Genomic DNA, 11115 nt, shown 5'->3' with positions numbered 1-11115 from the left:
GCGCGCTCAGCGCGTGCGGCTCCGGCGGCGACGACGAGGCCGCGTCCGGCCCGGCCAAGCTGCGTTTCCTCAGCCTCGCCTGGCAGAAGGAGTCGCTCCAGGTCAACAAGGACCTGGTCGCCAAGTGGAACGCCGAGCACCCGGACATCCAGGTCGAGTACGTCCAGGGTGACTGGAACTCGGTGCACGACCAGTTGCTCACCTCCTTCGAGGGCGGCGACGCGCCGGACATCGTGCACTACGAGGCGTCCTCGATCGGGGAGTTCAGCAAGCAGGGCTACCTGGCCGACCTCTCCGACCTGGTCTCCGACGACCTGAAGGGGCAGATCGACAAGGGCATCTGGGACACCGCCACCGTCGACGGCAAGGTCACCGGCGTGCCGTTCCTGCTGGAGTCGCAGGTCGTCATCGCCAACAAGAAGCTGCTCGACGCCGCAGGTGTCGCGGTGCCGCCGGCCGACGGCGGCTGGACCTGGGACGAGTTCCAGAGCAACGCGCAGAAGCTCACCAAGCCCGGCCAGTACGGCGCGGCGTGGGCGTTGAAGTCGCCGACCAACCGGGTGCTCAACCTGGCGCTCAACTACGACGGCAAGTTCTTCTACGGCGACGGTGGGCGCACCGAGGTCAAGGTCGGCGACGCGGAGAAGGAGATCCCGAAGCGGATCCACGACATGCTCTACACCGCCAAGTCCGCCTCCCCGGAGGCGCTCGGCATGAGCGGCGCGGACACCCTGCCCGGCTTCTTCGGCGGGAAGTACGCGATGCTGCCCGGCTCGGTGTCGCTGCGCCAGCAGATGGTCGAGCAGGCGCCGGCCGGCTTCGAGTGGGTCACCCTGCCTCCGATCAAGGGACTCTCCACCAAGCAGGCCGCCAACCCGCAGACGCTGTCGATCTCCGAGGACAGCAAGCACAAGAAGCAGGCCGCGCAGTTCCTGGAGTACTTCCTCAACCCGACGAACATGGCCGCCCTGGCCAAGGGCGACTGGCTGGTGCCGACCGGCAAGCAGGCCAACGAGCAACTGGTCAAGCTCACCGACGGCAAGCAGGGCTGGGACGTCGCCGCGGACAGCGCGGCGGACCTGACCGTCGCCCCGTTCCAGCAGGCCGACGGCTACCCGGAGTGGAAGACCAAGTACGCCACCCCGGCCCTCCAGCAGTACTTCGCCAACAAGATCACCCTCGATCAGCTCGGCACGCAGCTGGTCGACGGTGGCAAGCAGGTTCTGAGGTAACGACATGTCACTCTTGCTCGACACATCGGTTGGTTGCCTGGTCGGCGCCGCTGTCGGAGACGCCCTGGGTGGCGCCACCGAGACGGCGCTGCCCGAGCAGATCCGTTCCCGCTTCGGCGGCTGGGTAGAGGGCATCGTGCCCCCGTACCACGCCGACTGGGCCACCGCGCGACCCCTCGCGCCCTACCACAAGGGCGACGGGCACCTCACCGACGACACGTTGATGACCCACGCCCTGGTCCGCGCGTACGCGGCCAAACGGGACCACCTCGATGCCTTCGACGTGGTGGACCTGCTGGTTCCCGACCTGATCGAGCGGGTGGTGTACATCCCCGACCTGGAGCGCGACGGGGTGACCTTCCACCGGCTCGCCGCCGCCGAACGGTGGCTGGTCACCCGACTGCACCACGCCCACGCGGACCCCCGCGAGGCCGGGGTCGGCAACATCGTCAACTGTGGCGCAGCGATGTACATGGCACCGGTCGGCATCGTCAACGCGGGCGACCCGGCCGGGGCGTACGCCGAGGCGGTGGAGATCGCCGGCGCGCACCAGCACAGCTACGGGCGGGAGGCCGCCGCCGTGTTCGCGGCCTCGGTCGCGGCGGCCGCGACCCCCGGCGCGAGCGTCGAGGACGTCGTCGCGGCGGCGCTGGACCTGGCCCGCGACGGCACCCGCGCGGCCATCGACGCGGTGGTCAAGGAGGCCCGCGGCCACAGCGACTGGAAACAGGCCATCCCGGCGCTGCGGGCCGCGGTCGCCCCCTACGACACGGTGGGGGAGGAGTACCGCAGCCCCGGCCTCGGCGCGCGGCGGCCCAGTCGCCTGCACGCCATCGAGGAGTTGCCGGTGGCTCTCGGCATGCTCGTGGTGGCGGGCGGCGACTTCCGGGCCGCGGTGCTCGGCTCGGTCAACTACGGCCGGGACGCCGACTCCACCGCCACCATGGCCGCCGCCATCGCCGGGGCGCTCGGTGGCGCCGACGCGGTGCCGGCGGAATGGTCCGACGTGGTCGCCACCGCCTCCAAGACCGACCTGGTGGAACCGGCCCGGGTCCTCGCGACGGTGGCCGGCGAGGTCTTCGAGCGCGACCAGGCCCGCTTCGCCCGCCGGGCGGAGCGGTTCGCCGGGCTGGCCGCCGGTGCCACCCGGGGGGTTGGGGGCGAGACCCGGTGAGGATCACCTGGGTTCAGCCGGAGGACCTGCTGCCGCACGAGCTTGCTGCCAGCCGGGACGAGGGACGTGACGTCGCCGCGATCGCTCAGCGGTGGACGGCGGCTGGCGGGGACCTGACGCCACCGGTCAGCGGGGCGTCGATGAACCCGGCGTCGCCGGAGCTGCGGGCCCTCGCCACGGAGCTGCTGGACGCCGCCGACGCGGTGCCCGCCGTCGACACCACTGACGAGGCCGACGACCTGACCTCGCTGCGGGCCGGGTGGCCGACCACCTGGCCGCTGCCGACAGAGGCGGCGTACGACCGGCTGCACGGCGGGTGGCTCGGCCGGGCGGTCGGATGCCTGCTCGGCAAGCCGGTGGAGAAGATCCCCCGCGAGGGCATCCGGGAGATCCTCACCGCTACCGACCGGTGGCCACTGCGCGACTGGTTCACCGCGAAAGGGCTCCCGGCCGACGTGGCCGCCCGCTGGCCGTGGAACCGACGCAGCGCGCCGACCAGCCTCGCCGAGAACATCGACGGGATGCCCGAGGACGACGACCTGAACTACGCGTTGCTGGCCCTGCGCGTGCTGGAGACGCACGGTCGGGGCTTCACCAGCGCCGACGTGGCGCAGGCGTGGCTGGACTGGCTGCCCGGCGGGCGGGTCTTCACCGCCGAGCGGGTGGCCTACCGCAACCTGCTGCTCGGGTACCCGCCGCCGCAGAGCGCCCGCCGGCACAACCCGTTCCGGGAGTGGATCGGCGCGCAGATCCGCACCGACGTGTACGGCTGGGTCAACCCCGGCCGGCCGGACCGCGCCGCCGAACTGGCGGTACGCGACGCGACGGTCAGCCACGTCCGGGGAGGGGTGCACGGCGCGCTCTGGGCCGCGGCACTGTCGGCAGCCGCGCCGGTGGCCGACACCGTGGACGAGGTGCTGGACGCCGCCGAGGCGGTGCTGCCGCCGAACAGCCGGTTCGCCGCCACGGTCCGGGAGGCACGCGCCCTCGGCGCGGGCACCGACGACTGGGAACGCGTCGTCGACGAGCTGTACGCACGACACGGCCACCTGCACTGGGTGCACGTCCGCAACAACGCGGCGCTGGTGGCCGCCGCCCTGGCGTACGGGCGGGGGGACCTGGAACGGTCGATCACCGCCGTGGTCAGTGGTGGCTGGGACACCGACTCGACCGGCGCGACGGTCGGCGCGGTGACCGGAGCGCTCACCGGCGCGTCCGGGTTGCCGCAGCGCTGGGTCGCCCCGCTGCGCAACCGGCTGGCCAGCAGCATCGCCGGCTTCGACGGGATCGGCTTCGACGAGCTGGCCGAGCGGACCCTCGCCCTGGCACGGCCGGCGACGGAAGGGAGCGTGGCATGAGCGCGCGGGTGGCGGTGGTGGGCAGCAGCAACCTGGACCTGGTGGTCACGGCGTCGCGGCTGCCCCGCCCCGGTGAGACGGTGCTCGGCGAGAACTTTCGGACCGTACCCGGCGGCAAGGGCGCCAACCAGGCCGTCGCCGCCGCCCGGGCCGGTGCGGCCTGCGACTTCGTGGGAGCGGTGGGCGACGACGAGTTCGGTACCCGGATGCGGGCGAGTCTCGTCGACGCCGGCGTGGACGTCCGTGGTCTGCGGACCGCAGCCGGCCCCTCCGGTGTCGCGTTGATCGCCGTCGACCGGGACGCGGAGAACTTCATCCTGGTCGCGCCCGGCGCCAACGGAACGCTGACCGAGCTGGACGCGGACGACCGGGCGACGATCGCGGCGGCCGACGTGCTGCTGCTGCAACTGGAGGTGCCGCTGAGCGCCGTGCTCCAGGCGGCGAGCTGGGCCCGGGCCGACGGCACCACACTGGTGCTGAACGCCGCGCCCGCCGCCGCGCTGCCCGCCGCCCTGCTCGACCTGGTTGACGTGCTGGTGGTCAACGAGCACGAGGCGGCGGTCGTTGCCGAGGTCGCCTCCGACGAACCGCCGGTGCTGCTCGACGCCCTGCTGAAGCTGGTGCCCCGGGTGGTGCTCACCCTCGGCGCGCGTGGGGCCGCGTACGCCGATCGACACGGCCTGCGTCTCGCGGTCCCGGCGCCGCAGATCGACGCTGTGGACACCACCGCCGCCGGTGACGCGTTCACCGGCGCGCTCGCCGTGAGCTGGGCCGAACGCGGCGGCGCCAGCAGCGAGGACACCGTCACCGCCAGCCTGCGCTGGGCCTGCGCCGCCGGCGCGGCCTGTGCCCAGCGGCCCGGAGCGTCCACCGCCCTGCCCGACCGGCCGGCCATCGACGCCCTCTACGACGCGACCTACCGAGGTGCACCGTGAGCTTCAACCCGTACGTCCCGCGCCCGATCGACCGGCCGACCGAGGTGCCGTTGGGCGGGCACGCCGACCTGAGCACCCTGGACGAGGCGAAGATCTTCGCCGCCCCCGCCGACCCGGCCGACTGGCCGGCCTGGCGGGAACAGATCGCCCGGTGGCGGGTCGACGCCCGGGACCGGATCGGCTACGTCGGCGAGCACTACGACGAGATCGCCGGTGACTGCTTCAGCGTCTGCCTGGCCTGGCTCTGGGACGAGACGCTCTACGACCACGAACGCGGCGTCTTCACCGTCGACGAGTTCCTCGACGCGGCCGGGCGGGACTTCGGCGGCTTCGACGGGGTGGTGCTCTGGCACGCGTACCCGGTCATCGGCCTGGACGACCGTAACCAGTTCGACTGGTACCGGGACGTGCCGGAGCTACCTGATGTGGTGCGCGCGTTCCAGCGGCGTGGGGTGCGGGTCTTCGTCGACTACAACCCGTGGGACACCGGCACCCGGCGCGAGGTGGGCAGTGATGCCGAGGAGGTCGCCACGCTGGCCGGCAAGCTCGGCGTCGACGGGGTCTTCCTGGACACCCTCAAGGAGGGCGCCGGGGAGCTGCGCACCGCGCTGGACGCGGTGCGCCCCGGCATGGTCCTGGAGGGCGAGAGCCGGGTGCCACTGGCCCGCATCGCCGACCACGCCATGTCCTGGGCGCAGTGGTTCGCCGACTCCGAGGTGCCCGGCGTGCTGCGGGCGAAGTGGTTCGAGCGACGGCACGTGCTGCACCACACCCGGCGCTGGCACCGCGACCACCTCGACGAGCTGCACTCCGCCTGGCTCAACGGCGTCGGCGTGCTGGTCTGGGAAAGCGTCTTCGGCGTCTGGGTCGGCTGGAACGAGCGCGACCGCGCGGTGCTGCGGGCGATGCGCCGGGTGCAGAGCAGCCACGCCGCGTGGTTGCGCGCCGAGGACTGGGTGCCGCTCGCCGACCACCCCGGCGACGGCCAGGTGTACGCGTCCCGCTGGACGCACGACGACGAGCCGCTGTGGACGGTGGTGAACCGGGGCGCGGACCACGACGGCCCGTGGCTGGTCACCGACCCGAGCGCTGGCCGACACTTCGTCGACCTGGTCACCGGTGCCGCGTTGACCGTCACCGAGACCGCCGACGGTCGACTGGCGGTGGGCGGCCCGCTCCCGGCCGGCGCGATCGCGGCCGTGGCGCGCGGACCCGCCTCCGCGCAGCGGCACGCGCCGCCGACCGGCGACCCGTCCTTCCCGGCCCGCGCGGCGGTGCGCGCCCGTACGCCGTGGGCGCCCTGCCTGCACGTGCCCCAGGGCCTGGTCGCCGTCGAGGGCGGCCGGCACGACCTGGTCGTCCGGCACCGGGTACGGGAGACCGGGCTGTACGGCGAAGCGCCCTACGTCGACGAGTGGAAGCCCTTGCCGCCCCGGCTGCACCACCCCGGCACGCTGCGGCGCAGTGTGCGGCTCGGCCGGTTCGCCATCGCCATGCACGAGGTCACCCACGGCGAGTACGCCGAGTTCCTGCGCGCCGCCGGCTACGTTCCGGTGCGCCCGGAGCGGTTCACCGCCGGCTCCGGTCCGGCCGACGCCCCGGTGACCGGGGTCGAGCTGGCCGACGCGCGGGCGTACGCCACGTGGGCCGGGCTGCGACTGCCCACCGAGGACGAGTGGCAGGTCGCCGCCGAGGCGGGGATGCTCGTACGGCGGGAACCGCTGGTGTGGAACCTGACCGAGAGCGAGCACTCCGACGGTCGTACCCGCTTCGCCATCCTCAAGGGCGGCGCCCAGTACCGGGCGGAGGGCTCCGACTGGTACCTCGACGGCGGCCCGCAACCGGCGGACGTGTCGGTGAAGCTGCTGCTCACCGGTGCCGGCCTCGCCCGCTCGGAACAGGTCGGCTTCCGTTGTGCGGCCGACCTGCCGGAGGTGACCCGGTGACCGCGCCACTGGACGGCGTCAAGGTCGTCGACCTGGCCACCCTCTTCGCCGGGCCGCTCGCTGCGGCGTTCCTCGGTGACTTCGGCGCCGACGTGATCAAGGTGGAGCATCCGGCCAAGCCGGACCCGTCGCGGGGGCACGGCCCGGCCCGCGACGGTGTCGGGCTCTGGTGGAAGGTGCTCGGCCGCAACAAGCGCACCGTCACCCTCAACCTCTCCGACCCGGACGGCGCCGCGTTGCTGCGTCGACTGCTCGCCGACGCCGACGTGCTGGTGGAGAACTTCCGCCCCGGAACACTGGAGCGGTGGGGGCTCGGGCCGGCCGAGCTGCACGCCGTCAACCCCCGGCTGGTGATCACCCGGATCAGTGGGTTCGGGCAGGTCGGCCCGTACGCCCGCCGGCCCGGCTTCGGCACCCTCGCCGAGGCGATGAGCGGTTTCGCCGCGGCCACCGGGGAACCGGACGGGCCGCCCACGCTGCCCCCGTTCGGGCTGGCCGACTCGGTGAGCGCGCTCGCCGCCGCATACGCGGTGATGCTTGCCCTGCGGGCCCGCGACGCCACCGGCGCCGGGCAGGTGGTCGACCTCGCCATCATCGAGCCGATCATGGCGATGCTCGGGCCGCAGGTCACCTGGTACGACCAGCTCGGCTATATCCAGCCCCGGCTGGGCAACCGGTCCAACAACAACGCCCCGCGCAACACCTACCGCTGCGCCGACGGGCGCTGGGTGGCGGTCTCCACCAGCGCGCAGAGCATCGCCGAGCGGGTGCTGCGACTGGTCGGCCGCGGCGAGCTGATCGACGAGCCGTGGTTCGCCACCGGCAGCGGGCGGGCCGCCCACGCCGACGAGTTGGACGCGGCGGTGAGCGCCTGGGTGTCGCAACGGGACCGCGACGAGGTGGTGGCCGCGTTCGAGGAGGCCCAGGCCGCGGTCGCCCCCGTCTACGACGTGCGCGACATCCTCGCCGACCCGCAGTACGCCGCGCTGGGCACCGTGCGCACCGTGCCGGACGAGGAGCTGGGCGAGGTGCGGATGCAGAACGTGCCGTTCCGCCTGACCGAGACGCCCGGCGAGATCCGGCACGCCGGCCGGCGGCACGGCCAGGACACCGACACGGTCTTCGGCGCGCTCGGCCTGAGCGCCGAGGAGTTGGCCGCGCTGCGCGAGCGGGGGGTGCTCTGATGCTGTTGAGCTGGCTCTACGTACCCGGCGACCGCCCGGACCGGTTCGCCAAGGCGGTCGCCTCCGGTGCCGACGCGGTCATCCTCGACCTGGAGGACGCCGTGGTCGCCGGACGCAAGGCGTACGCCCGGGACGCCGTCGCCGAGTTCCTCACCGAGGCGCACCCGGTGCCCGTGCAGGTCCGGGTCAACGAGCTGACCGGCCCGGACCTCGATGCCGACCTGGCGGCGGTGGCCGGCCGGCCCGGGTTGGCCGGACTGCGGCTGCCGAAGGTCGAGTCGGCCGCGACGCTGGCGGCCCTCGCCGAGCGGGTCGACGTGCCCCTGCACCCGCTGATCGAGTCGGCGGCCGGGCTGGAGGCCGCGTACCCGATCGCCGCCGCTCACCCGGCGGTGGCCTCGATCGGGCTCGGTGAGGCCGACCTGCGCTCGGATCTGGGGGTGAGCGACGACGACGGGCTGCTCTGGGCGCGCGGCCGGGTGGTGGTCGCGGCCCGCGCGGCCGGTCTGGCCCCGCCGGCCATGTCGGTGTACGCCGACGTCGTCGACCTCGCCGGTCTGGCCGCCTCCTGCGCGGCGGGCCGACGGCTCGGCTTCCTCGGCCGTGCGGCGATCCACCCACGCCAGCTCCCGGTGATCGTCGACGCGTTTCGCCCGGCCGATCGGGAGGTGGCGCGCGCCGCGGAGCTGCTGGCCGCCGTGGCGGACGCGCACCAGCGGGATTCGGGGACCGTGGTGCTGCCCGACGGCCGCTTCGCCGACCGGGCGATGGTGGCCGCCGCCCGGCGCGTCGTCGACCTCGCCGCCCGCTACGCCGCCTGAGCCGCGCCGGCTGTTCCTCCAAGACGTCGGTGCGGCTATCCGCCTGCCAGCGTCGGCTCCGCCCGACCGCCCACTGAGCGCGCGGCTACGCGGGGTCGAGGTGATCGAGCCGTTCGAGGTCGGCGGTGCCGGACCGAACCACGGCCGCCGCCAGCGCGATGGTCGCCGGCTGGGCCCCGCTCTGCTGCTCTGCGGTGGCGATCCGGACCGACTGTGCGAGATGCGCCCGCAGGTGCCCGGCGAGCAGGCGGTGAAACGGCTGCCCGTTGGCCGCCCGCAGCGCGGCCATCTCCTGCGCGGTGGCCATGCCCGGCATGTCGTGGCCCTCGTGCGGATTCGTGGTCGGGGCGGCGGCGTCGGCCAGTAGCCGGCGGGCGCGTTCCAGATCGGCGCGTCGGGTGGTGGCCACCTGGGTGGCCGTCTGCCGCCAGGCCGGGTCGGTGGTCCGCCCCGGCACCAGATCGAGGACGGGCAGCAGGCGTTCGGTCATCGCCACGGTCAGTTGCAGCCAGGCGACGTCGGTCGGGTTGAACGCCGTACCCGTGGGGGTCGGCGTGGTCGTCGCCGGTGGCGCGGCCACGGGTGGTGTGGCGGTGCTGACCGCGTCGCGTGGCCCGGGGCCGCAGCCGGCGACGAGCAGCACGGCGATGAGCACCGTGGAGGCTGCGGGCTGGCGCATCCGATCTCCCTTCCCAACCAGGGCGGCGGGCCCGGGTGACCGGACCCGCCGACGTGGTGTGGAGCTGTCGCTCAGATCGGTCGGCCGTCGTGACCGCACTTGATGACAGGACGGATGCAGTCCTGGACCCGGCGGGCCAACTCCGCGACCGGCCAGGCGTTGAAGAAGTCGCCGTGCATGGTGTAGCCCGGCCCGGAGGCCAGCCGGAACCGCGACGGATCGCCGGTGACCGGGTACCGCAGCACCTGACGCAACTTCGGCACGTGCACCGGGTGGGTGCTCGGGCAGGCCTGGTTCACCGGGTACGCCAGGTGGCTCTTGTGGTCCGGCGAGTCGAGGTCACGGCCGTTCCAGCACTGCGGGAAGTCCAGGTACGACTCCAGCATCGTGCCCGACGGGCAGTTGACGAAGTCCTTCGACGGCGGCACGTGCCCGGCGTGCAGGCAGGACCAGCGGGCGATGCTGTCGTTCGGCCCGGTGGCCTTCGCGTTGCCGGCGACGAGCCGCAACCCCTGCGGGAACGGCTGGGTGTTCGCGACGACGTCGGCGCGTACGCCCTCGCCCAGGTAGTAGAACGTGGCGATCGCCGGCTCCACCGCGACGTTGTCCCGGTACAGGGTCGGCACCCAGTACGACGAGACGTCCACCTGCGGGTTGCAGGTGGTGGGCGAGCTGACCAGGTCGGGGAGGGTGGTCCTGGCATTCGTCACAGTGCTGCCGAAGAAGCTATGCATGTGCGACGCCCCGGGCAGCCCGGGGAAGACGATCGGGTCGTCCGGCAGCCGGTGGCTGTAGGTGCAGTCGGCGGGGAACTCGGCGACCCGGATGGCGTTGGCGCCGAAGTCAGCGCCGGCTTGGCCGGGGGCGGCGTCGGCCCGGTTGGTGGTGGACACCAGGTACGTGCCGAGTAGCACCAGCAGGGCGCCGATCGCCGTGGCGAGGCGCAGTCGGCGGGGGATGCCGGAGAGGGGTGCGGCCCTGTCCATCGTGACTCCTGTCGGGGGACGGGTCAGGGACAGCTCCGGCGCCGCCGCCGAAGGCATCGGAGTTGTGCCTGGCCAGACTGGGTGGTGGCCGGTTGGGCCGGGTGCGAGAGAGCGCTCTCACTGCTCCCAGCCTCACGCTGAAGTCGACAATTGTCAATACGTGCCGCAGATGGTGGAAAGACGACGAAGGGCCGGACCCTCGTGGGGGTCCGGCCCTTCGGTGTGTGTGCGTGGTGTGCTGGTGTGGGTCAGCTGGTGGCGTAGCCGCGGGTGGCGATCCAGTCGGCGAGGTGCTCGACGCTGATCTGGTAGGCGGCCTGGTTGGGGTCGGCGGAGTCGGCGATGGTGACGGTGCTGCCGTTGTCTCGGTAGCCGACGACGCTGATGTAGTGCCCGCCCTCGTAGGAGTGGCTCACACCGTTGGTGTCGGTGCTGGTCCCGGCGATGTTCGCGACCACGGCCCTACCGTCGTCAACCGTGCGGACGATGTCGGCGCGCAGCTGATCGGTCTGCTTGGCATCGGCGTCGGGGGTGCTGATTTCCACGGACCGGTAGGCGTCGTTCTTACCGGTCTCCTTGTTCAGCACGGGGGTGATGTCGTTGATGGAGTTGGTGCCGGCCTCGGTGGTGCCCATCTCCTTGGCCATGTCATCAACGTTGATGTTCTTACCCTGCACACTCAGAGCGTTACGGGTCGCGGCGGGCCCGCAGTAGTAGAAGTTCGGCTGGGCCTCGTAGCGCACACCGAGCTCCCGCTCGCCGTGGCCCTTGCGGTCGGTCTGCGTCTGGGTGGCCGGCTT

10 protein-coding genes are annotated in these 11115 nt (G+C 73.1%); 7 read left to right on the top strand and 3 right to left on the bottom strand.

The window, feature by feature from the left end; translation table 11 throughout:
- The 7 genes from AB0B48_RS28635 to AB0B48_RS28605 form a co-directional block, all read left to right on the top strand.
- A partial coding sequence (locus AB0B48_RS28635; protein WP_357206898.1) for a sugar ABC transporter substrate-binding protein occupies positions 1–1232 on the top strand: 1232 nt, incomplete at its 5' end.
- 4 nt (positions 1233–1236) lie between these two features.
- A complete protein-coding gene (locus AB0B48_RS28630; RefSeq protein WP_357206896.1) occupies positions 1237–2406 on the top strand; it encodes an ADP-ribosylglycohydrolase family protein in 1170 nt (389 codons plus the stop codon).
- A complete protein-coding gene (locus AB0B48_RS28625; RefSeq protein ID WP_357206894.1) occupies positions 2403–3764 on the top strand; it encodes an ADP-ribosylglycohydrolase family protein in 1362 nt (453 codons plus the stop codon). The genes AB0B48_RS28630 and AB0B48_RS28625 overlap by 4 nt, the downstream gene beginning before the upstream one ends.
- On the top strand, positions 3761–4699 hold the full coding sequence (locus AB0B48_RS28620) for a ribokinase (protein WP_357206893.1): 939 nt from the start codon (positions 3761–3763) through the stop codon (positions 4697–4699). The genes AB0B48_RS28625 and AB0B48_RS28620 overlap by 4 nt, the downstream gene beginning before the upstream one ends.
- On the top strand, positions 4696–6645 hold the full coding sequence (locus AB0B48_RS28615) for an SUMF1/EgtB/PvdO family nonheme iron enzyme (RefSeq protein WP_357206891.1): 1950 nt from the start codon (positions 4696–4698) through the stop codon (positions 6643–6645). The genes AB0B48_RS28620 and AB0B48_RS28615 overlap by 4 nt, the downstream gene beginning before the upstream one ends.
- A complete protein-coding gene (locus tag AB0B48_RS28610) occupies positions 6642–7829 on the top strand; it encodes a CoA transferase (RefSeq protein ID WP_357206889.1) in 1188 nt (395 codons plus the stop codon). The genes AB0B48_RS28615 and AB0B48_RS28610 overlap by 4 nt, the downstream gene beginning before the upstream one ends.
- Positions 7829–8650 carry a CoA ester lyase gene (locus AB0B48_RS28605; protein ID WP_355010238.1) on the top strand — a complete coding sequence of 274 codons (822 nt, stop codon included), beginning with the start codon at positions 7829–7831 and terminating at the stop codon, positions 8648–8650. Before AB0B48_RS28610 ends, AB0B48_RS28605 begins: the two co-directional genes overlap by 1 nt.
- An 85-nt stretch (positions 8651–8735) precedes the next feature.
- Here AB0B48_RS28605 and AB0B48_RS28600 read toward each other — a convergent pair whose 3' ends face one another.
- The 3 genes from AB0B48_RS28600 to AB0B48_RS28590 all read right to left on the bottom strand — a co-directional run.
- Positions 8736–9329, bottom strand: coding sequence for a DUF305 domain-containing protein (locus AB0B48_RS28600; protein ID WP_357206887.1), 594 nt, complete (start codon positions 9327–9329; stop codon positions 8736–8738).
- Between the two features lie 71 nt (positions 9330–9400).
- Positions 9401–10315, bottom strand: a complete 915-nt coding sequence (locus AB0B48_RS28595; RefSeq protein ID WP_357206885.1) for a DUF1996 domain-containing protein — start codon at positions 10313–10315, stop codon at positions 9401–9403.
- Positions 10316–10563: 248 nt separating this feature from the next.
- A partial coding sequence (locus AB0B48_RS28590) for a C39 family peptidase (RefSeq protein WP_357206883.1) occupies positions 10564–11115 on the bottom strand: 552 nt, incomplete at its 5' end.

This window comes from Micromonospora sp. NPDC049089 (genome assembly GCF_040648775.1).
Lineage (GTDB): Bacteria > Actinomycetota > Actinomycetes > Mycobacteriales > Micromonosporaceae > Micromonospora.
Note: the sequence above shows the minus strand (reverse complement) of the source record. Positions and strands in the feature narration are given on the sequence as shown.

Coding starts and splice junctions, on each gene's coding strand:
- AB0B48_RS28595 (WP_357206885.1), bottom strand. CDS start 10,315: ATGGACAGGGCCGCACCCCTCTCCGGCATCCCCCGCCGACTGCGCCTC.
- AB0B48_RS28620 (WP_357206893.1), top strand. CDS start 3,761: ATGAGCGCGCGGGTGGCGGTGGTGGGCAGCAGCAACCTGGACCTGGTG.
- AB0B48_RS28605 (WP_355010238.1), top strand. CDS start 7,829: ATGCTGTTGAGCTGGCTCTACGTACCCGGCGACCGCCCGGACCGGTTC.
- AB0B48_RS28630 (WP_357206896.1), top strand. CDS start 1,237: ATGTCACTCTTGCTCGACACATCGGTTGGTTGCCTGGTCGGCGCCGCT.
- AB0B48_RS28600 (WP_357206887.1), bottom strand. CDS start 9,329: ATGCGCCAGCCCGCAGCCTCCACGGTGCTCATCGCCGTGCTGCTCGTC.